Raw genomic sequence first — 25,870 nt, 5'->3', positions numbered from 1 at the left:
CCAGCCTGTAGCCCGGTCAGCGCAGCGCCACCGGGAAGATTGTCTCGGTTATATCTGATTCCACAAAAAGATGCCGCCCCCCGCAAACGCCAGCCAGGGGCCGAAGGCCAGCGGTTGTTGCAGCGACTGTCGGGTCACCAGCCGCTGTAACAGCGTCCAGACCAGGCCGCTGGCGGAGGCCAGTAGCAGCGTCTGCGGTAGCCACTGCCAGCCGGACCACGCCCCGAGCGCCGCCAGTAGCTTAAAATCACCGTAGCCCAGCGCCTCCTTACCGGTCAGCAGACGAAATACCCAGTACACCGTCCAGAGCGACAAATACCCGGCCATCGCGCCGATGACCGCATCCGCCAGCGGCACGAAGGTATCGTTAAGATTAAACAACAACCCTCCCCACAGCAGCGGTAGGGTCAGCCGATCGGGCAGCAGCAGCGTTTGCGCGTCGATGGCGGCAAGGATTAGCAGAACCGACAGCAGAAGCAAGCCGCCCAGCAGCGGCATCCCCGGCGGCATCAGGTACCCGGCCAGCGCAAACAGCACGCCGGTCGCCAGTTCTACCAGCGGATAACGACGAGATATCGGTAGCCCGCAGCAGCGTGAATGCCCCTTCAGCCACAGAAAGCTCAGCAGGGGAATATTATCCCGCCAGGCGATGGGCTGACGGCACTGCGGGCAGAACGAGGCGGGAAAGCAGAGATTAACGGTTTCGGTTTGCTCCATCATGAGCGGTAAACGGTGAATAACGACGTTAAAAAAGCTGCCGAACGTCAGACCGAAAAGGAGTAAAAAACCGCTCCAGACGAGCGGGAATTGTGCGGCAAACTCCTCCAGCCGCGTGATATTGTCTATCATCATCGTGTCTCCTGCGATAACCACTGCCCTTGCAATTGCCACGGTGTGCGCCCCTGCTCATCTTTACGCGCATTTTGTGTCGCCAGCAGGGTGAGCAGCGCCGGGGCCGCCTGGCGGGTTTGCCATGTCCCGCTAAACGTATAGCGACCGTCTGGCGTGAAAGAACCTTGTCCGCTTAGGCTAAGCTGATGGGAGTCCTGGGTCAGGGCGATGGTCAGGGCACCCGCTGGGGTACAGCTTAATTTGCCGTTAATCTGGGCCAGCTCAAGCGCCCCTGCCGGGGAGTTGAGCGCCGCATCCCGCCACTGTATATTGCCGCCGGGAATCTGCTGGCAGCCGCTGGCGTTAAAGCTGGCTTCAGGTAATGTCAGCACCACCTGACCGCTGGCTTCCAGCGGTATTCCGAGCGCTAACCGCTGGCTGATAAAACGGGCCGGAACCGTGAGACGCCCCTCGTGTACCACAAATTCGTTCAGACCGTGCAGCCAAGCCTGGCCGCGCAGCCCGGACGGGTCGTTAAAGCGGATATGCCAGCCGGGAAGCCAGGACGAGAAGCCAAACTCCCAGCGCAAATAGGCTATTTCAACGTCGCGCCAGCTGGCCTGACGGGCTTCCCCTTGCCACAGGGTACCTGAGGTTTCAGAGAGCCGTGCGCCTTCCGGCAAAGCCAGAGTCAACAGCCGAGCTGGCGCACTAAGCAACAGCCAGAAGAGATAGACCGCCGCCAACAGCAGACCAATAATCAGTTTATTTTTCATTGCTACGCTCCAGCACCAGCGCATTGACCGTAACCCGGCCGGGCTGCTGCGCCACGGCGGCCACCGCCAGCGTGGCGGTCGCCATCCCCGACTGTCCCAGTGCGTCCAGCCATGACATCAGCGACTGGAAATCGGCGGGCTGCACGGTGAGGCTCAGGCGGACTCCCTGCGGCTGCAGGCGAACGATGGTGATACCGTGGCGGGCGGCCTCGCGCATAATCACCGTCGATGGCTCTTCCTGCGCGGCGGGCGATTTCTGTTGGTTAAGCTGCTGGAGAAGCGGCGTTTGCTGGCGCATCCACTGCAGATTAGCCTGCTCTCTGGCTAGCGTTTGCCGCCATTGCGCCTCGCGGTTTTGCCACGGCTGCCATAGCGCGTAATACACCAGGCCCATAAGCAGCATCACGCCCATCCCCAGCAGCAGATGCTGTTCGCGGCGCGTACGTTGTTGCCATAAGGCGAGCAGATTAGGCATCGGTGTCCTCCAGCGTCAGACGACCTGCGATACCGTCGGCCCGCGGCTTCATCTCGCCGGTCTGCACGCGGAATCCCGTTCGCGCCCGGTTGCTGAACTGCTCCAGAGCCAGTGATGAAACGGCGGATATCTCCAGCTGTAGCGTGTTGCGTGCGGCATCAAAGCTCAGGGAGCGCAAGCGGATGCCCGGCGTTTCGGCAAGGATTTTTTGCAGCGCGCCGAGCCGTGAAATAAGCGCCGGTTGCCCCCCTGAGCTTTCCTGTCGGCGCAGATGCTGCTGCATCTGCAGGCGCGGGTTGATGATATTTTTTTCCGCTTTAAACCACTGGCGGTAAAAATCACGACTGGTCTGCACGGCGGCATCGGCCTGTCGCCCCAGGGTGAGGTGATCGTCCAGGCTGTTGCCGCTCCACAGCAGCATCAGCGCCAGCGCTGCGGCGATCGCTGGACGCAAGCTGCGAGGCGTCGGCTGACGGCGGCGTTTCGCCGCAAAATTGCCCTGGCGTAAACAGATCTTGCGGGCATCCGGGTTGGTCGACGCTAGCTGTAAAAGATCCTGCTCCGGGAGAGGCTGCCACGGTGCGGCGATATCCGGCGGCGGTGAATAGCACGCGATCGGTATGACGTTTTGCCAGTGGGCCAGCAGCCCATCGAGCCACGAGGTTTCCACCGCCATTCCGTTCCATGTATCACAGCGAAACAGCCACTGCTCGCCGCACTGTACGGCGCTCCAGCCGGTTGCGTTCTGCGGCAGCGCCAGGATATCCGGAGTCAGAGCCAGTACGTTTAGCCCAAGTCCCTCGCACCAGGCCTGCCAGGCGCGCATTTTTTCTTGCCCAACTACCGCCACGGCGCAGTCGGTTTTGTCCTGATGAAGCAGGGCAAAGTGGCTCTCTTCGACCTCCGTCGCCAGCTGTTCTTCGAGTAAAAACGCCAGCGCCTGCTGCGGTCGCCTGATGGCCCCGGCCGGCAGAGTGACGCGGTGAAACGCGCAATCGCTGGCCGGCACCAGCACCCAGGCCGGATAGTGCTGCGCCAGCTGGTTGAGCGTCTGGTCGCCATCATCAGGATGCCATTCTCCGGTCTGTGCCGCTTCTCCCGGCGCGACCAGCCGCCATAGCGCCGTGGTGGTATCAGGATTGAGGCGAATAATCAGCACGGCGGCGGAAGAGGTCTGGTGGTTATTCATCGGCTACCCAATAGATTCCGTAGCGCCGTTGAACGACGCTGAAGGTTCGCCCCTGTTTTTGCAGGAGGCTACGTTGTTGATAGCGGGCGTTGCCCATCACCACGCTGAAGGTGGCGATAAAACGCTCGCTGTGTACCGTCAGCCACGGACGCGCGGCGGCGGTATCGGTTTTTTGTAATGTCGGCTGCGACAGGAAGGCGGCGACGCTGCTCCAGCCCGTCGACGCACGGGTTTGCAGCAGTTGCTGCGCCTCGGGGACGGTGATTTCTGCTGGAAAGAGCGCCGCCAGCAGCGCCGCCTGAGCAGGCTTCAGGGTGTTGACGTTCACCTGCAGCGCGTCGTCCGTCAGGGCGCAGACGTAGGGCAACAGGCGCTGATAGAGCGCTGTGTCCATCCCGACCAGCAGGCGCAGTTCGCTAACATCCTGCAGCGGCTGATTCCCGGCCAGATAGCCGGGCGATTGCGCCATATAGACTTCGTCCTCCGCGCCGTTCAGCAATGGCTCACGATTACTGTCGACCCAGTCGCGCAGGGCGGCGGTGAGCTGTAGCGCCCGCAAGGGTTCGCTGCCGAGGTTTTCCAGCAGCCGGGTAAAGACCTGCGCGGGATAAGGCATTTCGGCGCTTTCATCGCCGTTGAGCTGGTTAATGGCGTTAAGATTGAAGCAGGCCTGGGCGTCGGTAATGGTGGCGTAAATCTCGCCGTCATTGACCGTAAAGCGGCGTCCCTGCTGGGCCCAGTTCTGCGCCAGATGGGTTTGGTTTGGTGAATCGAGCGCGTCGCGTTGCAGCAGCGCCGCCGCCATGGTTTCCGCCCCCAGCGCGTACCATTTGGCCTGTAGATTATCGAGGGTGGTGGCGGTCTGCTGATACATCTGCGCGCTGCGCTCGGTCATGGCGCTAGCCAGCACCATCATCAGGGCAAGGATCAGCAGCACCATCAGCAGGGCGACGCCGCGCTGGCGGTTGTTCATTGGCTGCCCCCCGGCGTGAGCAGAAACAGCCTCCTGATTTCGCCGTATGGTTCCAGCGTCAGGGTCACTTCCAGTCCCTGCGGCAGCGTCTGCGGCTGCTGCCATTCATCCTGCCAGCGGCCGCTGGCGTAAAAGCGCAGACGGAACGCCTGAACGCCGCGCTGGACGACGGTGATGGTGGGCTGGCTGCCGGGCAACGGGTCCTGCTGGTCATAGCTCAGGCGCTCCAGTTGGCCTTCACGCAGGCGATAACTGACGTTCTGAATTTCTGAACGCGGCAGGATGCCCAGCGGGTTGGGCCAGCCGTTGCGGCTAAAGGCAATCGCCCAGTCATCGCTGCTCAATTGAAAGCGTCCGGCAAAAAACAGGCTCGCGCTGTCGCGACTGCGGCGGGGAATAATTTGGCTGAAATCTGCCGCCATCTGGCTGAACGTTTGCTGTAACGCCTGCATACGCTCGCTTTTATCGCGCGTCAGCGTATCGGCGCGCATCACGTTTTGCAGCACTGTTATGGCAGCGACGCTGAGCGCGGCGAGGATCGCCAGCGCCAGCAGCATTTCGACGAGGGTGAAACCGCGCGAGCGTTGAATCATGGCTGCGTTACATAGGTGCGCAGCGAAGAGAGCGGAGTCTTATCGCTTTTAGCATGACGAACCTCGACGTCCAGCGCGCGCAGCTGCGGCAGGTCGGTTTCCACACCCTGCCAGCGAATATGCCAGCTGACGCCCGCCGCCTGCACGGTGGTTTCTGACCAGCTCAGCGCCGGAAAGCGATTCTCCAGCCGTAGCTGCACTAACTGATTATCCGCCAGCCAGCTGGCGAGAGTTTTCTCTTCCATCCGTCCCAGCTGGCGGGTTTGCTGGAGCGTCGCCTGCATCACCGCCAGCCCGGCCAGGGCGAACACCACCAGCGCGACCATCACTTCAATCAGCGTCATACCGGACTGGGGTTTCATTGCGCCTCCTGCGATTCGGCCAGGCTTTCGCCGCGGGCATTAAACGCGATACCCGGCGCATCGCCCATGCTGAGCTGGAACGGGGTCATTTCGCCGCCGGGGAAAATCAGCACATCGGGATTGTCGCCCGGCGCCCAGACTTCGCCCTGCGGGAAAGTCAGGTTCAGCTTGCCCTGATTGATATTGCCCGAAGTGGTGACGCGCCCGGCCTGCAGGGGTAGCCAGCGATAGCCGTTCCAGCCGTCGTTAGCGGGTGTCGGATCGTTGTTTTCACGGGCTTGCAATACCAGGAATTGCCAGCCATCGGGATGCACCGAGACGCCAAAGAACTGGCCGGTTTGCAGTCCTCGTTGCTGGACAAAGCGCAACTGTGCTTGAAAGCGCGCCAGCGTCTGCTCCGCGTCATCGTCATGCGAAGCCGGGAACGCCAGCATCACCATGCCCGCGCTGACGCCCATTAGCAGCAAAATGAGCATCATCTCCAGTAGCGTAAAGCCGCGCTGGCGCACTATTTCTTCCCGATAGTCCAGTTGCCGATATCGTCATTGCTCTCCGGGACGCCATCCGGCCCGAGGCTGAAAATATCCACCTGTCCGTGCTGACCGGGGCTTAACAGCTGGTAATCGTTGCCCCAGGGATCTTGCGGAAGGCGACGAATATAGCCGCCTTCCGGATAGTTTCGTGCGTGCGGCTCGGCGGACGGCGCAGTAACCAGCGCCTGAAGTCCCTGTTCGGTGCTTGGATAGCGGCTGTTGTCCAGTTTGTACATGTCCAGCGCCCCCTCCAGCGCGACCAGGTCGCTGACCACTTTTTGCCGGTCGGCCTTTTCCTTGTTGCCCATCAGATTGGGCACCACCAGGCTGGCGAGCACGCCGAGGATAACAATCACCACCATGATTTCCAGTAAGGTGAATCCGCGCTGTCGTTGCATATTTTTCTCCATTAGAACAATTACATACTCATCAGGGTATTGAGTTGCAGTATCGGTTGTAGGATGGCGAGGACGATAAACAGCACCATTCCGGCCATCGCCACCACTAACAAGGGTTCAAACAGGCTGAGGGCCAGCTGAATTTGCGCGCTCAGCTCCCGGTCCTGATTATCCGCCGCGCGTTCCAGCATGCCGTTGAGCTCGCCGCTCTGTTCGCCGCTGGCGACCATGTAGCGCATCATCGGCGGGAAAAGCTGGGTCATCTCAAGAGCGCGGTGCAGGCTGACCCCTTCGCGAACCGCGTCGCTGGCGGCTTCCAGCTGGCGCTTCGCCCAGGCATTGCTTAACACTTCCGCGCTGATGCGCATCGCCAGCAGCAGCGGCACGGCGCTGGCGTTAAGAATGCTCAGCGTGCGGGCGTAGCGGGCGCTGTTGACGCTGCGCGCGACCCGACCAATCAGCGGCAGACGCAGTAGCTGCTTATGCCAGGCCAGTCGCTTTGCAGGCTGACGCAGCAGGTAGCGCAGCAGCAGAATGACCAGCATGATGACCAGCAGCAGCCACGGCCCGGCGGTACGCACCAGGTCGCTCATCGCCATCAGCAGGCGAGTGGAAAACGGCAGTGCCTGTTTGAGGTGAATAAACTGGTCGACGACCTTTGGCACTACCGTTGAAAGCAGAATCACAATCACGCTGACGGCAACAAAAGTCAGCACGATGGGGTAAATCATCGCCTGCAGCAGCCGGGCGCGAAGCTGCTGGCGCTGTTCGGTGTAGTCCGCCAGCCGGTTCAGCACGCCGTCGAGGTAGCCCGAGGCTTCCCCGGCGGCGACCATCGCGCAGTAAAGCGCGTCGAAACAGCCAGGATAGCCGCGCATGGCTTCCGCCAGGGAATGGCCTTCCAGTACTTTTCCGCGCACCCCGGCGACAATCGTTTTCAGCTGTGATTTCTCACACTGCTGGGCCACCGCGTCGAGCGCTTTTTCCAGCGGGATAGCGGCGGCGACCAGGGTTGCCAGTTGGCGGGTCAGCAGGGCGAGATCGCTTGCGCTCGTGCGGCGGATAAAGCGTGGACGTCCGCTGCTGCTGTTGGTTGTCGGGTCAACTTCCAGTGCCAGCCAGCCCTGTTCCCGCAGCAGCTGGCGCGCGTGGCGGGCGGAGTCAGCCTGTTGGACGCCGTGCCGGGTTTTGCCGTTTTCGTCGAGGGCCTGGTAGCGAAAAAGTGCCATCTCAGGAGGCCTCCGTAGTCTGCTGCTCGGTGACTCTGAGTACCTCTTGCCAACTGGTGATCCCCGCCAGCGCTTTTTCCCGCCCGGAGTGGCGCAGGGTCATATAGTCCGCCCCCAGCTGTTGGATCAGCGTGACCTCGTTTTCACCACGGTGGATAGCCATACGCACGCGATCGTCCACCAGCAGCAGTTCATGAATGCCGGTACGCCCGCGATAGCCGGTAAAACCGCACTCGGCGCAGCCCTGAGGCCGCCAAAGTGCCGTGCCGGGGGCGATATTCATTTGACGAGCGGTGTCGACATTCGCCGGTTCCTGCTGGCGGCAATGCGGGCACAGTCGGCGCACCAGCCTCTGCGACATCACCGCCAGCAGCGAGGTGGAGAGCAGAAAAGGCTCCACGCCCATATCCTGTAAGCGCGAGATAGCGCCCAGCGCGCTGTTGGTGTGCAGTGTCGAGAGCACCAGATGCCCGGTTAGCGAGGCCTGGACAGCAATTTGCGCCGTTTCGCCATCGCGGATTTCACCCACCAGCACCACGTCGGGATCCTGGCGCAAGATGGCGCGCAGCCCGCGGGCAAAGGTCATATCGACTTTACTGTTAACCTGGGTCTGACCGATGCCCTCCAGCTCGTATTCGATAGGGTCTTCAATGGTCATGATGTTACGCTCACGGGCATCGAGGCGGCTTAACGCGGCGTAAAGGGTGGTGCTTTTACCGGAGCCGGTCGGCCCGGTGACCAGCACAATGCCATGCGGGCGAGCGATCAGCCCATCCACCTGCTGAAGCAGGGTGGGCGACATCCCAAGGGTCAGCAGATCGAGATTAACGCTGTTCTTGTCGAGCAGGCGCAGCACCACGCGCTCGCCATAGCTTGAAGGCAGCGTAGAGACGCGCACGTCGACGGCCCGTCCGCCGATACGCAGCGCCATGCGTCCGTCCTGAGGTATGCGTTTTTCGGCGATATCGAGGCTAGCCATCACCTTAATGCGCGAGATCAGCAGCGCGGCGAGGCGGCGCTGGGGGCGCAGGATTTCGCGCAGGACGCCGTCGACGCGAAAGCGAATTTGCAGATGGCGTTCATAGGTTTCAATATGAATATCCGAGGCTTTCTCTTTGATGGCCTCGGTGAGCATGGCGTTGATCAGGCGAATAATCGGCGCGTCGTCTTCGCTATCCAGCAGGTCGTCGGTGTCCGGCAACTCTTCGGCAAGGGTGTATAAATCCAGCTCGTTGCCGATATCGGCCATCATCCGTCGCGCCTCAGCGGAATCGCGCTGATAGCTCAGCACCAACAGTTTTTCGAACGCCTCTTCCTCCAGGCTCTCGAGGCTAAACGGCATCGCGGCGACCCGTCGGGCTTCCAGCAGCGCCTGCGGCGCGGTGGCGGCGAGGCAGAAAACCTCGCAGCTTTCGCCGTTGCTCAACAGCATCACGTTATGCGTGCGGGCGTAGCTGAAAGGCAGCAGCGGACGGCGTTCGGCGGCGGGCTTCATAGATTCCCTCCCAGATTGAACGCGTCGATAGCGGCGCTCACCTGACGGAATGCGGCGGTGTCCTGGCGCGGATAGATCTCCAGTAGATCGTTACTCAGCATCGCGTCGTTGCTCTCCTTGCCACGCTGTTTGGTCTGGGCGTCGTTAAAGGCGGTGTACTGGCCGGATGATGCCTGGCGGTACTCGTCGCGGTCGCGGATCACCGTCGGGCGAATAAACAGCATCAGGTTGCGCTTGGAGACCTTTTTGCTGGTGGAGCGGAACAGCGCGCCAATCACCGGAATATCGCCGAGTAACGGGACTTTATCGGCGGTGTCGGTGACGCTTTTATCCAGCAGGCCGCCGACCACCACCGTTTCACCGCTACCGACCAGCACCGCGTTATTCACCGTGCGGGTGTTGAAGGTCGCGCCAAGATCCGAGCTGGTGCTGGAAGCGGCATCCGCCACGCTGGAGACCTCTTGTTCGATCTCCAGCAGTACCGAATCACCTTCGTTGATTTGCGGCTTGACCTTCAGCTTGATGCCGACGGTTTTGCGCTCGACGGTGTTAAATATGTTGTCGCCAGAGGTGGTTTGCGAGCCGGTCAGCACCGGGACTTCCTGGCCGACGTTAAAGGTGGCTTCCATGTTGTCGAGGGTGACGATGCTCGGTGTGGCCAGAATATCGTTCTTGGTACTGCTGGAGAGGGCGGTCAGCAGCATGGCCCAGTTGCCCTGGTAGAACCCGGCGGCGATACCGTTAAAGGAGCTTAGGGCGCTGGCCAGCGAACTGGTGACGGTGCCGTCTTTGTTGTACTGGTTCGCGCCGGCAATCACTGTCGACATCGGCAGGCCGCTGTTATTGAACTGGGTCATCCCGGCGTTTTTGTTGGCCCACTGGATGCCAAGGTTAAGACCGTCGGCATCCTGCACTTCAGCGATAATCGCCTCCACCAGCACCTGCGGGCGGCGGATATCAAGCTGGGCAATGACTCGCTCAAGGTCGTTCATCACGTCCGGTGCGGCGGTGACAATCAGGGCGTTGGTCTGACCGTGAGCTTTGATAATGATGTTTTTATCCAGCGCCGCCACCGGCTTCGCGGCCTGCTTTTCACTCTGAATCGTGCTGCTGATGCCGGTCAGCACTTCCACCAGATCGGACGCTTTGGCGTATTTCAGGTAGATGACTTTGGTATTGCCCTGCGTCGCCTGTTGGCGGTCAAGTTGCTTGATCATGGCGATGATCCGCTGGCGGGAGTTGGGTTCGCCGCTAACCAATACCGCGTTGGTGCGTTCATCCGCTACTACGTTGGCGACCATCGAACCGGGCAGTGCCGATTTGCTGGTGTCTTTGTTGAGTTCAGTCACCAGCTTGACCACATCGGCGGCGGAGGCCCAGGAGAGGGGAACGGTCACCACGCTGCGGTCTCCGGCGTTATCGACGCGTTCGACGATGGTCAACAGGCGCTTGATCACCGCCGCGCGGCCGGTCATCAACAGGACGTTGGAGGGTTCGTAATGCACCACGCTGCCCGCCCCGGCGTTATCGTTGAGCTGGCGCAGCAGTGGTGCTAAATCGCGGGCGGCGACGTTGGTCAGCGGTACCACCCGGGTGACGACTTCGTCGCCGATACCCGGTGCGGCATCGCTTGCCACCGGCACCGCGGCGGTTTTCGCATCCTTCGAACGCACCACTTTCAGCACGCCGTTATTCATATTAATCACGGCGAAGCCATACACATCGAGGACGCTAAGGAAGAATTGATAATATTGCTCTTCATTGAGCATATCGTAGCTGCGCACGGTAATGGTGCCGCGCACGCTGGGGTCGATAATGACCGTTTTATTCAGGTTTTTACTCACTGTATTGATAAATTCCTGAATATCGGTTCCCTTAAAGCTGGCAGAGAATTCTTCCGCGCCAGCCGGTCTGAATAACAGGGATGAGAATATAAGTAGCGCCAGGAAAAATGGGCGGATAACGGTAGTGATGTTCAATTATTCGTCCCTCAGGGCCAGGTAAATATCGTGTTTCTGACCATCGCGTTCAACGGTAAGGGTTATTTCACTTAATTCCGGAAGCTGAGTTAACGCCTGCTGGGCCTGTTCTCTGTCGCGTAAATCCAGGCCGTTCAGGGCAATAGCTAAGTCGTTTTCCTGGAGACCGGCCTCGCGAAATAATGCCGGGTCTTTGCCAGGGTTCAGGCGATATCCGCTAAGTTTGTCATTGGTCATCACCGGCGAAATATTGAGGTAGTGAAGAATATTTTGTGGTTGCTTGCGCAGTTCCTGAGCCAATTGTTGGGTTGGGGTCATCGCGCTATTTTTTGCGCCAGTAGGTTGGTCGTTAAACAGCGGGATGGCCTCATTGCTGCCGCGATAATTGACGATCAGTCGGTCGGGAAAGATAGCGACGATTTTGGCCTCTCCACCCGGCGTGTTATCGCCAACGCCGAGGCTAACCTGTTGATTGCCCTTCATCATAATAGCAATGGCGCGGGCTGGGTCGGTGCTGGCGAGCAGGCCGGTCACGCGCAGTTTTAAAGCTGAAATGGGGGCCTGCTGAAGGTCATTAACGCTTGCGGGCGCGGCGGTCTTCTCCGCGATGCCAAACAACGTAAAGCGCGGAAGCGCTGTTTTAGATAGAACATCGGGAGGTGCCGTCAGGCTGCTATGAGGGCGTTCGTTATCCGTAAAATTTACCGGGAAAATTATTTTCCAGGTTAATTGTGCAAGCTGCTGACAGGTGAAAAATAATATGATGGACGTCACAATATGAGGCGCGTAATTAATTATTTTTTTATTTGATATTGTTAATCTCATCACGGAATTATGCATTTTCATTCCTTTGCTCATTCTATTTTCCCTCAACAAAAGGTACTGCCCTACCGATATTGGTGGGACATTTTTTATTTTGAACGTGCTTATTGCGGGAATCTGCGTAGGTCGCTGCGAATCATAATGAGTTTCGCTATTGTGGTCGTCATTCCCTTTTTGTTTTTTCTCCCCCGGCCGCCTACGCCCCCTGGGGATGAGTGAATGGATGATTGAACCGAAGAGAGCAAGAATATCTAATTATCGACGCTTTAAAGATATGCTCGTTATTTTTTCATGGTGCTTAAGTACGCCAGGAATAGTTTCGTGTATATACCACTTCATATAATTTAATCAGCATGTATAGGGACTATCGAATGCTCAGATATACCCGTAATGCCCTGGTTCTGGGATCGCTGGTTTTGCTTAGCGGCTGCGATAACGGATCCTCTTCTTCTTCCTCTGGAAATCCTGACACGCCTGATAATCAGGATGTCGTTGTACGTTTACCTGACGTTGCGGTGCCCGGTGAAGCGGTCACGGCGGTAGAAAACCAGGCGGTCATCCACCTGGTGGATATTGCCGGGATCACCAGCAACAGCGCGGCGGACTACAGCAGTAAAAACCTCTATCTGTGGAATAACGAAACCTGTGACGCGCTGAGTTCGCCGGTGGCTGACTGGAACGATGTCAGCACCACGCCGACGGGAAGCGATAAATATGGCCCGTACTGGGTGGTTCCGCTCAATAAGGAGAGCGGTTGTATTAACGTGATTGTTCGCGACGGCACCAATAAGCTGATCGACAGCGATCTCAAGGTGTCGTTTAGCGATTTTACCGACAGGACAGTATCGGTTATCGCCGGTAACAGCGCGGTCTACGATTCCCGCGCCGATGCCTTCCGCGCCGCGTTTGGCGTGGCGCTGGCCGAAGCCCACTGGGTCGATAAAAACACGTTGTTGTGGTCGGGCGGTCAGGATAAGCCCATCGTGCGCCTCTACTACAGCCACAGCAGTAAAGTGGCGGCCGATAGCGAAGGTAAATTTACCGACCGCTATCTGAAACTGACGCCGACCACCGTTAGCCAGCAGGTCAGCATGCGCTTCCCGCATCTTTCCAGCTATGCGGCCTTTAAGCTGCCGGAAAACGCCAACGTTGACGAACTGCTGCAGGGCGAAACGGTTGCCATTGCTGCCGAAGAGGACGGGATCCTGATTTCCGCTACCCAGGTGCAGACGGCAGGCGTACTGGATGACACCTATGCTGAAGCGGCGGAAGCGCTGAATTACGGCGCGCAGCTGACCGACGGCGGCGTGAACTTCCGCGTCTGGGCGCCGACCGCTCAGCAGGTGGATGTGGTGGTGTACAGCGCGGATAAGAAAGTAACCGGTAGCCATCCGATGACCCGCGACAGCGCTTCTGGCGCATGGTCCTGGCAGGGCGGCAGCGATCTGAAAGGCGCATTCTACCGCTATGCGATGACGGTTTATCATCCGCAATCGCGTAAGGTTGAACAGTACGAAGTTACCGATCCGTACGCGCACAGCCTGTCGACTAACTCGGAGTACAGCCAGGTTGTTGACCTCAACGATAGCGTGCTCAAGCCTGACGGTTGGGACAGCCTGACCATGCCGCATGCGCAGAAAACCAAAGCGGATTTAGCGAAGATGACGATCCATGAATCGCATATTCGCGATCTCTCCGCCTGGGATCAGACCGTCCCGGCCGAACTGCGCGGTAAATACCTCGCGCTGACCGCCGGTGATAGCAATATGGTACAGCACCTGAAGAAGCTTTCGGCTTCAGGCGTGACGCACATTGAGCTGCTGCCGGTCTTCGATCTGGCGACGGTGAACGAGTTCAGCGACAAAGTTGCTGACATTCAGCAGCCGTTCAGCCGCCTGTGTGAAGTGAACAGCGCAGTGAAAAGCAGCGAATTTGCCGGGTACTGTGACAGCGGATCCACGGTGGAAGAGGTGTTGAATCAGCTTAAGCAGAGCGATAGTCAGGATAACCCGCAGGTGCAGGCGCTGAATACGCTGGTGGCGCAGACTGACTCCTATAACTGGGGTTACGATCCGTTCCATTACACGGTTCCGGAAGGATCTTACGCGACCGATCCGGAAGGTACGGCGCGTATCAAAGAGTTCCGCACCATGATTCAGGCGATCAAGCAGGATCTGGGCATGAACGTCATTATGGATGTGGTGTACAACCACACCAATGCCGCCGGGCCGACCGATCGCACCTCGGTGCTGGATAAAATTGTGCCCTGGTACTATCAGCGCCTGAATGAAACCACCGGCAGCGTCGAATCCGCTACCTGCTGTTCAGACTCCGCGCCGGAGCATCGGATGTTTGCCAAGCTTATCGCCGACTCGCTGGCGGTATGGACCACCGATTATAAAATCGATGGCTTCCGCTTCGACCTGATGGGCTATCACCCGAAAGCGCAAATTCTCTCGGCGTGGGATCGCATTAAGGCCCTGAACCCGGATATCTACTTCTTCGGCGAAGGCTGGGACTCTAACCAGAGCGATCGCTTTGAAATCGCTTCGCAGATCAACCTGAAAGGCACTGGCATTGGTACGTTCTCCGATCGTCTGCGCGACTCCGTACGCGGCGGCGGGCCGTTCGACTCCGGCGATGCACTGCGTCAGAACCAGGGCGTCGGCAGCGGCGCGGGCGTATTACCAAACGAAATTACCAGCCTGAGCGATGATCAGGTTCGCCACTTGGCCGACCTGACCCGACTGGGAATGGCCGGTAACCTTGCCGATTTTGTGATGATCGATAAAGACGGCGCGGTGAAGAAAGGTAGCGAAATTGACTATAACGGCGCGCCTGGCGGTTATGCCGCAGACCCGACGGAAGTCGTCAACTATGTTTCGAAGCACGACAACCAGACCCTGTGGGACATGATCAGCTATAAAGCGTCCCAGGAAGCCGACCTGGCGACCCGCGTGCGCATGCAGGCCGTTTCGTTGGCGACGGTGATGCTGGGGCAGGGGATTGCGTTCGACCAGCAGGGCTCTGAACTGCTGCGCTCGAAATCCTTCACCCGCGACTCCTACGACTCCGGCGACTGGTTCAACCGCGTTGATTATTCTATGCAGGATAACAACTACAACGTCGGGATGCCGCGCAGCAGCGATGACGGTAGCAACTATGACGTGATTTCTCGCGTCAAAGATATGGTTGCTACGCCGGGCGAAGCTGAGCTGAAGCAGATGACCGCGTTCTACCAGGAACTGACCGAACTGCGTAAATCCTCGCCGCTGTTCACGTTGGGCGACGGTAACGCGGTGATGAAGCGCGTTGATTTCCGCAATACCGGTTCCGATCAGCAGGCAGGTCTGCTGGTTATGACCGTGGATGACGGTGCGAAAGCGGGCGCGAGCCTGGATAGCCGCCTTGACGGGCTGGTGGTGGCGATCAACGCCGCGCCGGAAAGCCGGACGCTGAATGATTTTGCCGGGGAAACGCTGCAGCTGAGCGCTATCCAGCAGACGGCGGGCGAATCTTCGCTGGCAAATGGCGTGCAGATTGCTGCCGACGGTACCGTTACGCTTCCGGCCTGGTCCGTTGCGGTACTGGAGCTGCCGCAAGGCGATGCTCAGGGCGCTGGTCTGCCGGTGAGCAGTAAGTAACTTAAGTTAGTCCTGAACCTCCCGGTCTGCGGTGTGAAAACCACAGGCCGGGATGGCGTTTCTTTATTAAGGAGAAAGCCAGTGCTTGTTCGCCAGCAAGAGCCGTTTCCTCAACCTGATGAGCCCCCGGTGGTGATCGGGAAAATGGTGCAAATTCCGTATGTAACCGTGCCACTGTATGCCGCATTGTTGATTGCGCTGGGCTGGTTTGGCGGTGAGCAATGGCGCAACAAACCTGAGCCGCAGTTGATGACGCAGCCGGTAGCCCATGCGGCGCTGGTGCCGCTGAATCAGACCTCGATTCAACCGGCGATAAAAAAAAACGCGGCGGCAGTGAAAGCCGAGCCGGAGATGAAGGCCGAAGCGGCAATTGAGGTCGATGAAGATAATCTGCCGCCTTTGCGCTACAGCGCGCACGTCTACGCCTCGCTGGCGGAGAAGCGCAGCATTGTATTGAACGGACAATCATGGAAGGAGGGCGATTCGCCGCTGCCGGACCTGGTTATCGAACAGATCCAACAGGATGTTACCGTGTTTAGCTTTAACGGTAAGACGTTTACCCTGGCAGCGCTGGATGACTGGCCGGGGGGAACGATTGAAGATAGCCCGCAGGGGGAATAAAAATATTGCGAGTGGAATTAAGAAAATAGCTATTTTCCGCGCAGACTATCAATAAATGGCGCGAGTTGGCGATTAAATTGACTGCATTTTGTTGCTTCCGGCGTACTGTCCTGCTGGAGCTGCTGATATAGCTGCGCGCTGCGCTGGCTTAGCGTATTTTCATCAATATTTGCCCATCCGCGTTTTTTACCTGTGTTTATTGCCGCACGGTTAATTGCGTCATCGGCGGGGAGATCGCTGCGGTTGCATTTATTCTTCAGATAGCGCGCCCCGGCGGCAACGGCGGAGAGCTGTTCAAGCTGGGCCTGACTGCTAACGGCAGGACTCAGGGTTGTTGAACGATTTTGCTGACAGCCTGAGAGCAGAGCGAACGCGATAAGCGGAAATATAACGAAATTGCGCATAATATATTAATCGGAAAAAATTAATTGGCTGACAGTTTAACAAATATTTGTATGGAGTCATCACAAAATCTGCCAAATTATAAATGTTATGCGGCTCTCGTTTTTATCATTGCGGTCTTTTAAAATTCTTTTTCTTTCGGCCGAGATGGCTCTCTTTTCCAGACTAAAATAATATTTTCTGCTGCTGCGATTCCCCGTTTCCGCTGGTAGCCAGCTGCTGTTGCGATGGGTTCAGGCTTAACTATTTATGTTATTAAAAAACATACTAATTTCTCTTTTGTTACCCGATGAGCATGTAAAATGCTGGTTAAGAATGTCGCGGTTTAGTGCTATCCTGTGTCTCCTGGACAATAAATGCTGTGTCCCGAACTATTCTGCCAATCAAGCGTGTAACAATGTGATTTATATGGTGAATTTTTAAAGTGAAAATCATGCGAGCGACATGATAAGACGTCGCGCAGTCCATAAATGGATGCCTGAAAACGAAGACATTCAGGCGTCAATTTGAGAGATTTCTTCTTCCTCCTGTCGGGGGAAACATTGAGAATCAGGCCTTTACGCCTGTAAGTTGCGGAGAAAAAGCATGGCGGGAGATGACCGCGAGCCGATCGGACGTAAGGGGAGACCCTCACGCCCGGCAAAACAAAAGGTAACTCGTCGTCGGGTTCGGGAAGAGGACTACGACGACGATTACGATGATGATGACTATGAGGACGAAAAACCGATGCCGCGGAAAGCAAAAGGCAAAGGCGGTAAGCCCCCTCGTCGTAAACGCACCTGGCTGTGGCTGCTGATTAAGATTGGCGTTGTCTGTGCGGTTTTGATTGCCGCCTACGGCGTCTATCTCGACCAGAAAATCCGCAGCCGCATTGACGGTAAAGTCTGGGATCTGCCCGCCGCAGTCTATGGCCGGATGGTCAATCTCGAGCCAGATATGCAGATCAGCAAAAACGAGATGGTGCGCCTGCTCAACGCCACGCAGTATCGTCAGGTGAGCGCGATGACGCGCCCGGGCGAATACACGGTGCAGGCCAACAGCATTGAGATGATCCGCCGTCCGTTCGATTTCCCGGACAGTAAAGAAGGCCAGGTGCGCGCGCGTCTGAGCTTTGACGGCGATCGTCTGGAAACTATCGAGAACATGGATAACAACCGCCAGTTCGGTTTCTTCCGTCTCGATCCGCGCCTGATCACCATGCTGCAATCGGCCAACGGTGAACAGCGCCTGTTCGTGAAGCGTAACGGCTTCCCGGATCTGCTGGTCGATACGCTGCTGGCGACCGAAGACCGCCATTTCTACGAGCACGATGGTATCAGCCTTTACTCGATTGGCCGTGCGGTGCTGGCTAACCTGACTGCCGGTCGTACGGTGCAGGGGGCGAGTACGCTGACCCAACAGCTGGTGAAGAACCTGTTCCTCTCCAGCGAACGTTCATACTGGCGTAAGATTAATGAAGCCTATATGGCGCTGATCGTTGATGCCCGTTACAGCAAGGATCGCATCCTTGAGCTGTATATGAACGAGGTGTACCTCGGTCAGAGCGGCGATAACGAAATCCGCGGCTTCCCGCTGGCGAGCCTGTATTACTTTGGCCGCCCGGTGGAAGAGCTGAGCCTCGATCAGCAGGCGCTGCTGGTGGGAATGGTAAAAGGTGCGTCGGTTTATAACCCGTGGCGTAACCCGAAACTGGCGCTGGAGCGACGCAACCTCGTGCTGCGTCTCCTGCAACAGCAGCAGATCATCGATCAAGAACTGTATGACATGCTGAGCGCGCGTCCGCTGGGCGTACAGCCGCGCGGCGGGGTTATCTCTCCGCAGCCTGCGTTTATGCAGATGGTGCGTCAGGAGCTGCAGGCGAAATTGGGCGATAAAGTGAAAGATCTCTCCGGCGTGAAGATCTTTACCACCTTCGACTCGGTTGCGCAGGATGCAGCGGAAAAAGCGGCGATAGAAGGCATCCCGGCGCTGAAGAAACAGCGTAAGCTGCCGGATCTGGAAACCGCGATGGTTGTGGTCGACCGCTTTACCGGTGAGGTGCGGGCGATGGTTGGCGGGGCGGAGCCGCAGTTTGCTGGTTATAACCGCGCGATGCAGGCGCGTCGTTCGATTGGTTCTCTGGCAAAACCGGCGACCTATCTGACTGCGCTGAGCCAGCCGAACCAGTATCGACTGAATACCTGGATTGCCGATGCGCCAATCGCGATTCGTCTGTCTAACGGTCAGACCTGGTCACCGCAGAACGACGATCGTCGCTACAGCGATAGCGGTAAAGTGATGCTGGTTGACGCCCTGACCCGTTCAATGAACGTGCCGACGGTCAACCTCGGGATGGCGCTGGGCCTACCGGCGGTGGTCGATACCTGGACGAAGCTGGGGGCACCGAAGAACCAGCTTAACGCGGTTCCGTCTATGCTGCTGGGGGCGCTGAACCTGACGCCGATTGAGGTCGCGCAGGCGTTCCAGACCATTGCCAGCGGCGGTAATCGCGCGCAGCTGTCAGCGTTGCGTTCCGTTATCGCTGAAGATGGTACCGTGCTGTATCAGAGCTATCCGCAGGCGGAACGCGCCGTTCCGGCACAGGCGGCGTATATGACGCTCTGGACCATGCAGCAGGTGGTGCAGCGCGGCACCGGTCGTCAGCTGGGTGCGAAGTATCCGGGTCTGCATCTGGCGGGTAAAACCGGGACCACCAACAATAACGTTGATACCTGGTTTGCCGGTATTGACGGCGGTCAGGTGACCATTACTTGGGTGGGTCGCGATAATAACCAGCCGACCAAGCTGTACGGAGCCAGCGGCGCAATGTCGATTTATCAGCGCTATCTGGCTAACCAGACGCCAACGCCGCTGGTGCTGACCGCGCCGGAAGACGTTGTGGATATGGGCATCGATAGCAGCGGTAACTTTGTCTGCGGCGGCGGAATGCGTTCGCTTCCGGTATGGACGACCACGCCGGATGCGCTGTGCCAGCAGGGCGAGCAGATGCAACAGCAGCAGCTCGAACAGCAGCAGGCGAATAACCCGTTCAATCAGTCCGGGCAGCAGCAACAGCAGCAAAATCAGCAGCAGCAACCGCCGAAGCAGGAAAGTAGCGATGGCGTCGCGGGCTGGATTAAGGATATGTTCGGCAGCAAGTAATTATCCGCTTCATCCTGGAATGATTTTGCGGATAGGTTACTGCAATATAAATAGACCCTCTAATACCTCAGTATTAGAGGGCTTTTTATATCTGTAAAATAATTAACAGCCATTTAACCCCACAATTACTGTCTGGTTATTTATTCAGCCTTTGATATCTCATGAGGGGCATATTTCTTGCCTTGCCTCAATCGTTTCGCCTATTATGTCATCCGTTATAATAATAATTCTCGTTTACGTTATCATTCACTTCCATTAGAGATATACCCATGGCGCGTCCAAAAACTGCTCAGCCAAACCACTCGCTGCGTAAAATCGCAGTCGTAGTAGCCACGGCGGTTAGCGGCATGTCTGTCTATGCACAGGCGGCAGTTGAACCGAAAGAAGAAACCATTACCGTTGTTGCGGCACCGTCCAGTCAGGAAAGTGCCTGGGGACCGGCTCCGACAATCGCGGCAAAACGTTCGGCTACCGCAACAAAAACCGATACGGCTATTGAAAAGACTCCACAGTCTGTTTCGGTTGTAACCCGTGAAGAGATGGATATGCATCAGCCAGGGTCGGTGAAAGAGGCTTTAGCCTATACTCCAGGTGCAGCCGTTTCTACACGTGGCGCTTCCAGCACTTATGATTTCGTTATCATTCGTGGCTTCTACACGCCAGGCCCAACACCGAATAATTACCTTGATGGCGTCAAGCTACAGGGTGATTACTACAGCTCTGCCGTTGTTGATCCTTATATGCTTGAGCGTGTCGAGCTGATGCGAGGGCCAACGTCTGTACTTTACGGGAAAAGCAATCCGGGTGGTCTGATCTCAATGGTTAGCAAAAGTCCAACAGCAGAGCCGTTAAAAGAAATTCAATTCAAAATGGGTTCGGATAATTTGTTTCAGACCGGTTTTGATTTCAGCGATTCCCTGGATGATGATGGTGTCTATTCCTACCGTCTGACGGGGCTGGCGCGTTCTAATGACGAACAACAAGATTTTTCGAAACAGAAGCGCTATGCCATTGCTCCAGTGTTTAGCTGGAAGCCTGATGACAGAACCAGCCTGACTCTGCGCGCAAACATTCAGAATGAACCATCAACAGGTTATTACGGCTGGCTGCCGAAAGAAGGTACGGTAGAGCCGTTACCTGATGGTTCCCGCTTGCCTGTGAGCTTTACAGATTACGCGCCAAACAATACCTATTCGCGCTATGAGCGGATGGTCGGTTACAGCTTTGAACACAGTTTTGATGATACCTTCACAGTGCGCCAAAATTTACGTTATAGCCAAATCAAAACATCCCAACAGAGCGTGTATGGCTTCGGTGCAGTTGGTAATCAACTGACCCGTCAAATTATTGTCGCCGATGAACGTTATAATGATTTTGGCGTGGATACCCAACTGGAAAGCAAGTTTGCGACAGGGGGTGTTGGGCACACTCTGCTGACGGGTATCGACTATTCACGTTTGCGAAATGATATCGACAACGCCTACGGAAGTGCGCCGACGTTAGATATGAATAACCCGGTTTATGAGGATGTTGATTTCCCGGATGCGAAGCCGTTCCAGCTCAACACGCAGCATCAAACCGGCGTGTATGTACAGGATCAACTGGAATGGGAAAAATGGGTTGCGACGCTGGGAGGACGCTATGACTGGTCTCAGCAGGCAACCACTATTCGTTCCAGCAATCAGAAAGTTGAACGTAACGATGGACAGTTCACCTGGCGTGGTGGGCTTAACTATCTCTTTGACAATGGTATTACGCCATACTTCAGCTACAGCGAATCTTTCGAGCCGAACCCTTCTAAAGCATGGGCAGCTACGCCTGCTGACAACGTTGCTTACGCACCATCGAAAGGTAAGCAATATGAAGCAGGCGTGAAATATGTGCCAAAAGATCTGCCTGTTGTCGTGACTGCTGCGGTATATGAGCTGACGAAAACGAATAACCTGACCACCGATCCGCTTAATCCGTATGCGCAGGTTCCGGCAGGTAAAATACGTTCTCGTGGCGTTGAATTAGAAGCAAAAGCCGCGGTGAATGCGAACATTAACCTGACAGCGTCTTATACGTATACCGATGCGGAATATACAGAAGACACAACGCTTAAAGGTAAAACGCCTGTTCAAGTACCAAAAGATATGGCCTCTCTGTGGGGGGATTACACCTTCTATGAAGGCCCTCTGTCTGGGTTAACGCTGGGAAGCGGTGGTCGTTATGTTGGTTCTAGCTATGGTGATCCGGCAAATACTTTCAAAGTGAGTAGCTCAACCGTGATGGATGCAGTCGTTAAATACGATCTCGCACGCCTGGGTATGGCAGGTTCTAGCGTTGCGGTTAACGTTACTAACCTGTTTGACCGTAAATACGTTGCCAGCTGCTTTGATACCTATGGCTGCTTCTGGGGCGCAGAGCGTCAGGTCGTGGCGACCGCAACTTTCCGTTTCTAACCACTTAATGGGCGTGGTTCGCCGCGCCTCTTACCGGGTCCCGTTATGCAGGAAAACACTCCGCACTCTGATACTACGTTTTCGCTGGACCGCGTGACCTTCCGCGTGCCCGGTCGCACGCTATTGCATCCTCTCTCATTAACCTTCCCTGCGGGAAAAGTGACTGGCCTGATTGGCCATAACGGCTCCGGCAAATCGACACTGCTAAAAATGCTGGGTCGCCATCAGCCGCCCTCGGAAGGCGATGTTCTGCTTGACGGCCAGCCGCTCGATAGCTGGAGCAGCAAAGCATTTGCTCGCAAAGTGGCCTATCTGCCGCAGCAATTACCGCCAGCGGAAGGCATGACGGTGCGCGAACTGGTGGCTATCGGCCGCTATCCGTGGCACGGGGCGCTGGGGCGTTTTGGCGCGGCGGATCGGGAAAAGGTCGAAGAGGCGATTGCGCTGGTTGGCCTGAAACCATTGGCCCATCGGCTGGTGGATAGCCTCTCCGGCGGCGAACGTCAGCGCGCGTGGATTGCCATGCTGGTAGCCCAGGATAGCCGCTGCTTGCTGCTCGACGAGCCGACCTCGGCGCTGGATATTGCCCACCAGGTGGATGTTCTGGCACTGGTTCACCGTCTTAGCCAGCAGCGCGGGCTGACGGTTATTGCCGTCCTGCATGATATCAATATGGCTGCCCGTTACTGCGACTATCTGGTGGCCCTGCGCGGTGGTGAAATGATTGCTCAGGGAACGCCTGCGGAACTGATGCGTAGTGAAACCCTTGAACAAATTTACGGTATCCCGATGGGGATCCTGCCGCATCCGGCTGGCGCTGCGCCGGTAAGTTTTGTCTATTAATGGAAAAACTGAATCTAATTACGCGGCGGCGTCTGCTGACCGCGATGGCGCTCTCGCCGCTGCTGTGGCAGATGCGTGGCGCGCGGGCGGCGGAAGTTGACCCGCAGCGTATTGTCGCTCTGGAGTGGCTGCCGGTCGAGCTGCTGCTGGCGCTGGGCGTCACGCCGTATGGTGTCGCCGATATCCCGAACTACAGGCTATGGGTTAACGAACCTGCGCTGCCGCCATCGGTAATTGATGTTGGACTGCGCACCGAGCCGAATCTGGAGCTGTTGACCCAAATGAAGCCGTCGTTTCTGGTCTGGTCGGCAGGATACGGCCCCTCGTCGGAAAAGCTGGCGCGCATTGCGCCCGGGCGAGGATTCACTTTCAGCGACGGCAAGCGTCCGCTGATGATGGCGCAACAGTCGCTCAATGAAATGGCTGAACTGATTGGCAAGCAACAGGAGGCGAAGCGCCATCTGGCGGAGTTTGACGCGCTGATGGAAAGCCTGCGGCCGCGCTTTGCCCGGCGTGGCGATCGCCCTCTGCTGATGATTACCCTGCTTGATACCCGTCACGTGCTAGTCTTTGCGCAAAACTGCCTGTTCCAGGAAGTGCTCGATCGCTTTGATATCAAAAACGCCTGGCAGGGTGAAACCACCTTTTGGGGCAGCGTCACTGTCGGGATCGACCGGCTGGCGGCCTATAAAGATGCCGATGTCCTCTGTTTCGATCATGGTAACGAGCGGGAAATGGCGCAATTAATGGCGACGCCGCTATGGCGAGCGATGCCTTTTGTTCGCTCTGGGCGTTTTCATCGCGTCCCTGCGGTATGGTTCTATGGCGCGACGCTATCGGCGATGTATTTTGCTCGCGTGCTGGTCGATGCGCAGGGAGTCCCGGCATGAGGCAGCGAATTTCTCCGTTGGCGGTATTGTTGCTCTCTGTTTTGCTGATCGCCGCTTTTACGCTAACGCTGTTCAACCTCAGCGTGGCGCTGCCGCGAAACGAGTGGGGGCAGGCGCTCTGGCTGCCGGATATCGATAATATTTCCCAGATGCTGTTTCACTACAGCCTGCTGCCGCGGCTGGCGATATCGCTGCTGGTCGGTGCCGGGCTGGGGCTGGTGGGCGTGCTGTTTCAGCAGGTGCTGCGTAATCCGCTGGCGGAGCCGACAACGCTTGGCGTGGCGACCGGCGCGCAGCTAGGGATGACGGTCACCACGCTGTGGGCGATCCCTGGCGTGTTGGCTTCGCAGTTTGCCGCGCTGGCCGGGGCGTGTCTGGTCGGTGCGCTGGTATTTGGCGTCTCCTGGGGCAAACGCCTTTCGCCGGTAACGCTGATTCTGGCAGGTCTGGTGGTGAGTCTCTACTGCGGCGCGCTCAACCAGCTGATGGCGATTTTCCATCACGATCAGCTGCAAAGTATGTTCCTGTGGAGCACTGGTACCCTGACGCAGACCGACTGGAGCGTGGTGCAGCGGCTGTGGCCGCAGTTGCTCGGTGGGGCGATTTTGACCCTGCTGCTGCTACGTCCGCTGACCTTGATGGGGCTGGATGACGGCGTGGCGCGCAACCTCGGACTGGCGCTCTCGCTGGCGCGGCTGGGGGCGTTGACGCTGGCGATTATCATTAGCGCGCTGTTGGTCAATGCGGTAGGTATTATCGGCTTTATCGGGCTGTTTGCGCCGCTGCTGGCGAAGATGCTGGGCGCTCGTCGTCTGTTATCGCGCTTGCTGCTGGCAGCGTTGATTGGCGCGCTGCTGCTGTGGATTTCCGATCAGGTTATTCTCTGGCTGACCCGGATATGGATGGAAATTTCCACTGGCTCGGTGACTGCGCTGATTGGCGCACCGCTGCTGCTATGGCTGCTGCCTCGCCTGCGTAGTATTAGCGCACCGGTGATGAACGGTGGCGATAAGGTATTGGCTGAAAGGCAAAATGTGCTGTGGTTTGCGCTGGGCGGCCTGGTGATTTTGCTGCTGGCCATTATCGTTGCGCTGGCTTTTGGTCGCGACGCGCAGGGCTGGCACTGGGCCAGCAGTACGTTACTGGATCAACTGATGCCCTGGCGCTGGCCACGTATTCTGGCAGCGCTGTTTGCTGGAATGATGCTGGCGGTGGCGGGCTGCATCATTCAACGTCTGACCGGTAATCCGATGGCCAGTCCGGAAGTTCTTGGGATCAGCTCTGGCGCGGCGTTCGGCGTGGTGGTGATGCTGTTTTTTGTGCCGGGCAATGCGTTTGGCTGGCTGCTACCTGCCGGTAGTCTCGGGGCCGCGGCGACGCTGCTGGTTATCCTGATTGCTGCCGGACGCGGCGGGTTCTCACCGCATCGTATGCTGCTGGCGGGGATGGCGCTGAGTACCGCGTTTACCATGCTGCTGATGATGCTCCAGGCCAGCGGCGATCCGCGAATGGCGCAGATCCTGACGTGGATTTCCGGTTCAACCTACAGTGCGACGCCAGAGTTAGTCGTGCGTAGCGGCATGGTGATGCTGATCCTGCTGGCGCTGGCCCCGCTATGTCGCCGTTGGCTAACGATTCTGCCGTTGGGCGGCGAAGCGGCGAGAGCGGTCGGGATGGCGCTGACGCCGTCGCGTATTGGGCTACTGCTGCTGGCAGCATGTCTGACCGCCACCGCGACGTTAACCATTGGTCCATTGAGCTTTGTGGGGCTAATGGCACCGCATATTGCTCGCATGATGGGGTTTCGGCGGACGATGCCGCATATGGTGATATCCGGGCTGATTGGTGGGGTGCTGCTGGTGTTCGCCGACTGGTGTGGCCGAATGATGATGTTCCCTTACCAGATCCCGGCGGGACTGCTGTCGACCTTTATCGGCGCACCGTATTTTATCTATCTGTTAAGAAAGCAGAGCCGGTAACTTTTCGGCATCGCGATGCCATCTGATCAACAACCGACAAACGTGGTTTAGATAAGGTGCCGTATTCTTGTCGGGTGGCGGCTGACGCCTTACCCGACCTACAAAACCATCAGTATCATAAGGTTATAAACGAATCGTAGGCCCGGTAAGGCGCTAGCCGCCACCGGGCAATTCCACAAGACGAACTTTGTCAGCAATTTGATAGGCCGTCTGATCTTTCGAAGCGATCGCGCTTGCAGATTGTTATGCGT

At 57.4% G+C, this 25,870-nt stretch carries 21 protein-coding genes; 7 read left to right on the top strand and 14 right to left on the bottom strand.

Features of this window, described 5'->3' with window-relative positions; genetic code table 11:
• Positions 1–48: 48 nt before the first annotated feature.
• The 13 genes from DA718_RS23465 to gspC are packed head-to-tail and all read right to left on the bottom strand — an operon-like array spanning position 49 to position 11,673.
• On the bottom strand, positions 49–849 hold the full coding sequence (locus tag DA718_RS23465; protein ID WP_112215848.1) for a prepilin peptidase: 801 nt from the start codon (positions 847–849) through the stop codon (positions 49–51).
• Positions 849–1,607: a type II secretion system protein N gene (locus tag DA718_RS23460; RefSeq protein ID WP_110272505.1), complete on the bottom strand. Its 759-nt coding sequence runs from the start codon at positions 1,605–1,607 to the stop codon at positions 849–851. The genes DA718_RS23465 and DA718_RS23460 overlap by 1 nt, the downstream gene beginning before the upstream one ends.
• On the bottom strand, positions 1,597–2,082 hold the full coding sequence (locus tag DA718_RS23455; protein ID WP_112215800.1) for a type II secretion system protein M: 486 nt from the start codon (positions 2,080–2,082) through the stop codon (positions 1,597–1,599). The genes DA718_RS23460 and DA718_RS23455 overlap by 11 nt, the downstream gene beginning before the upstream one ends.
• Positions 2,075–3,271, bottom strand: coding sequence for a type II secretion system protein GspL (gene gspL, locus DA718_RS23450; protein WP_112215801.1), 1,197 nt, complete (start codon positions 3,269–3,271; stop codon positions 2,075–2,077). The genes DA718_RS23455 and gspL overlap by 8 nt, the downstream gene beginning before the upstream one ends.
• The gene (gene gspK, locus DA718_RS23445; protein ID WP_112215802.1) at positions 3,264–4,244 is read right to left on the bottom strand and encodes a type II secretion system minor pseudopilin GspK; all 981 of its coding nucleotides are present in this window, start codon (positions 4,242–4,244) and stop codon (positions 3,264–3,266) included. The genes gspL and gspK overlap by 8 nt, the downstream gene beginning before the upstream one ends.
• Positions 4,241–4,837: a type II secretion system minor pseudopilin GspJ gene (gene gspJ / locus DA718_RS23440; protein WP_112215803.1), complete on the bottom strand. Its 597-nt coding sequence runs from the start codon at positions 4,835–4,837 to the stop codon at positions 4,241–4,243. Before gspJ ends, gspK begins: the two co-directional genes overlap by 4 nt.
• A complete protein-coding gene (gene gspI / locus DA718_RS23435; protein WP_112215804.1) occupies positions 4,834–5,199 on the bottom strand; it encodes a type II secretion system minor pseudopilin GspI in 366 nt (121 codons plus the stop codon). Before gspI ends, gspJ begins: the two co-directional genes overlap by 4 nt.
• On the bottom strand, positions 5,196–5,708 hold the full coding sequence (gspH, locus tag DA718_RS23430) for a type II secretion system minor pseudopilin GspH (RefSeq protein WP_112215805.1): 513 nt from the start codon (positions 5,706–5,708) through the stop codon (positions 5,196–5,198). The genes gspI and gspH overlap by 4 nt, the downstream gene beginning before the upstream one ends.
• Complete coding sequence (gspG, locus tag DA718_RS23425; protein ID WP_112215806.1) at positions 5,708–6,130, bottom strand: type II secretion system major pseudopilin GspG; 423 nt, start codon at positions 6,128–6,130, stop codon at positions 5,708–5,710. Before gspG ends, gspH begins: the two co-directional genes overlap by 1 nt.
• A 20-nt stretch (positions 6,131–6,150) precedes the next feature.
• Positions 6,151–7,359 carry a type II secretion system inner membrane protein GspF gene (gspF, locus tag DA718_RS23420; protein ID WP_112215807.1) on the bottom strand — a complete coding sequence of 403 codons (1,209 nt, stop codon included), beginning with the start codon at positions 7,357–7,359 and terminating at the stop codon, positions 6,151–6,153.
• A gap of 1 nt (position 7,360) precedes the next feature.
• On the bottom strand, positions 7,361–8,854 hold the full coding sequence (gene gspE / locus DA718_RS23415) for a type II secretion system ATPase GspE (protein ID WP_112215808.1): 1,494 nt from the start codon (positions 8,852–8,854) through the stop codon (positions 7,361–7,363).
• The gene (pulD, locus tag DA718_RS23410) at positions 8,851–10,833 is read right to left on the bottom strand and encodes a GspD family T2SS secretin variant PulD (protein ID WP_112215809.1); all 1,983 of its coding nucleotides are present in this window, start codon (positions 10,831–10,833) and stop codon (positions 8,851–8,853) included. The genes gspE and pulD overlap by 4 nt, the downstream gene beginning before the upstream one ends.
• Positions 10,834–11,673 (bottom strand): type II secretion system protein GspC, encoded by an 840-nt coding sequence (gene gspC / locus DA718_RS23405; protein WP_112215810.1) that lies wholly within the window; start codon positions 11,671–11,673, stop codon positions 10,834–10,836.
• A 353-nt stretch (positions 11,674–12,026) separates the two neighbouring features.
• Between gspC and pulA the strand changes: the two genes are divergently transcribed.
• The gene (gene pulA, locus DA718_RS23400) at positions 12,027–15,299 is read left to right on the top strand and encodes a pullulanase-type alpha-1,6-glucosidase (protein WP_112215811.1); all 3,273 of its coding nucleotides are present in this window, start codon (positions 12,027–12,029) and stop codon (positions 15,297–15,299) included.
• 81 nt (positions 15,300–15,380) lie between these two features.
• The gene (gene gspB / locus DA718_RS23395) at positions 15,381–15,920 is read left to right on the top strand and encodes a type II secretion system assembly factor GspB (RefSeq protein WP_112215812.1); all 540 of its coding nucleotides are present in this window, start codon (positions 15,381–15,383) and stop codon (positions 15,918–15,920) included.
• A gap of 29 nt (positions 15,921–15,949) precedes the next feature.
• On the opposite strand, the gene pulS is transcribed toward gspB, so the two are convergent.
• Positions 15,950–16,324, bottom strand: coding sequence for a GspS family T2SS pilot lipoprotein variant PulS (pulS, locus tag DA718_RS23390; RefSeq protein ID WP_112215813.1), 375 nt, complete (start codon positions 16,322–16,324; stop codon positions 15,950–15,952).
• A 583-nt stretch (positions 16,325–16,907) separates the two neighbouring features.
• Here pulS and mrcB point away from each other — a divergent pair.
• The 5 genes from mrcB to fhuB all read left to right on the top strand — a co-directional run bounded on the left by mrcB (position 16,908) and on the right by fhuB (position 25,619).
• Positions 16,908–19,463 (top strand): bifunctional glycosyl transferase/transpeptidase, encoded by a 2,556-nt coding sequence (gene mrcB / locus DA718_RS23385; RefSeq protein ID WP_112215814.1) that lies wholly within the window; start codon positions 16,908–16,910, stop codon positions 19,461–19,463.
• A 269-nt stretch (positions 19,464–19,732) separates the two neighbouring features.
• Entirely contained in the window at positions 19,733–21,907 is a 2,175-nt protein-coding gene (gene fhuA / locus DA718_RS23380; protein WP_112215815.1) for a ferrichrome porin FhuA, read from the top strand.
• 45 nt (positions 21,908–21,952) lie between these two features.
• Positions 21,953–22,750, top strand: a complete 798-nt coding sequence (fhuC, locus tag DA718_RS23375; RefSeq protein ID WP_112215816.1) for a Fe3+-hydroxamate ABC transporter ATP-binding protein FhuC — start codon at positions 21,953–21,955, stop codon at positions 22,748–22,750.
• Complete coding sequence (gene fhuD, locus DA718_RS23370) at positions 22,750–23,640, top strand: Fe(3+)-hydroxamate ABC transporter substrate-binding protein FhuD (RefSeq protein ID WP_112215817.1); 891 nt, start codon at positions 22,750–22,752, stop codon at positions 23,638–23,640. The genes fhuC and fhuD overlap by 1 nt, the downstream gene beginning before the upstream one ends.
• Positions 23,637–25,619, top strand: a complete 1,983-nt coding sequence (gene fhuB / locus DA718_RS23365) for a Fe(3+)-hydroxamate ABC transporter permease FhuB (RefSeq protein ID WP_112215818.1) — start codon at positions 23,637–23,639, stop codon at positions 25,617–25,619. The genes fhuD and fhuB overlap by 4 nt, the downstream gene beginning before the upstream one ends.
• The last annotated feature ends 251 nt before the right edge of the window (positions 25,620–25,870 follow it).

This window comes from Klebsiella huaxiensis (genome assembly GCF_003261575.2).
In the GTDB taxonomy this organism is placed as follows: domain Bacteria; phylum Pseudomonadota; class Gammaproteobacteria; order Enterobacterales; family Enterobacteriaceae; genus Klebsiella; species Klebsiella huaxiensis.
Note: the sequence above shows the minus strand (reverse complement) of the source record. Positions and strands in the feature narration are given on the sequence as shown.

Bases quoted from the DNA above. Each gene is read 5' to 3' on its own strand.
- DA718_RS23465 (WP_112215848.1), bottom strand. From the start codon at position 849: ATGATAGACAATATCACGCGGCTGGAGGAGTTTGCCGCACAATTCCCG.
- fhuC (WP_112215816.1), top strand. From the start codon at position 21,953: ATGCAGGAAAACACTCCGCACTCTGATACTACGTTTTCGCTGGACCGC.
- DA718_RS23460 (WP_110272505.1), bottom strand. From the start codon at position 1,607: ATGAAAAATAAACTGATTATTGGTCTGCTGTTGGCGGCGGTCTATCTC.
- gspI (WP_112215804.1), bottom strand. From the start codon at position 5,199: ATGAAACCCCAGTCCGGTATGACGCTGATTGAAGTGATGGTCGCGCTG.
- fhuB (WP_112215818.1), top strand. From the start codon at position 23,637: ATGAGGCAGCGAATTTCTCCGTTGGCGGTATTGTTGCTCTCTGTTTTG.
- gspL (WP_112215801.1), bottom strand. From the start codon at position 3,271: ATGAATAACCACCAGACCTCTTCCGCCGCCGTGCTGATTATTCGCCTC.
- fhuD (WP_112215817.1), top strand. From the start codon at position 22,750: ATGGAAAAACTGAATCTAATTACGCGGCGGCGTCTGCTGACCGCGATG.
- DA718_RS23455 (WP_112215800.1), bottom strand. From the start codon at position 2,082: ATGCCTAATCTGCTCGCCTTATGGCAACAACGTACGCGCCGCGAACAG.
- pulA (WP_112215811.1), top strand. From the start codon at position 12,027: ATGCTCAGATATACCCGTAATGCCCTGGTTCTGGGATCGCTGGTTTTG.
- gspE (WP_112215808.1), bottom strand. From the start codon at position 8,854: ATGAAGCCCGCCGCCGAACGCCGTCCGCTGCTGCCTTTCAGCTACGCC.
- gspC (WP_112215810.1), bottom strand. From the start codon at position 11,673: ATGCATAATTCCGTGATGAGATTAACAATATCAAATAAAAAAATAATT.
- gspJ (WP_112215803.1), bottom strand. From the start codon at position 4,837: ATGATTCAACGCTCGCGCGGTTTCACCCTCGTCGAAATGCTGCTGGCG.
- fhuA (WP_112215815.1), top strand. From the start codon at position 19,733: ATGGCGCGTCCAAAAACTGCTCAGCCAAACCACTCGCTGCGTAAAATC.
- gspG (WP_112215806.1), bottom strand. From the start codon at position 6,130: ATGCAACGACAGCGCGGATTCACCTTACTGGAAATCATGGTGGTGATT.
- pulS (WP_112215813.1), bottom strand. From the start codon at position 16,324: ATGCGCAATTTCGTTATATTTCCGCTTATCGCGTTCGCTCTGCTCTCA.
- gspK (WP_112215802.1), bottom strand. From the start codon at position 4,244: ATGAACAACCGCCAGCGCGGCGTCGCCCTGCTGATGGTGCTGCTGATC.
- mrcB (WP_112215814.1), top strand. From the start codon at position 16,908: ATGGCGGGAGATGACCGCGAGCCGATCGGACGTAAGGGGAGACCCTCA.
- gspF (WP_112215807.1), bottom strand. From the start codon at position 7,359: ATGGCACTTTTTCGCTACCAGGCCCTCGACGAAAACGGCAAAACCCGG.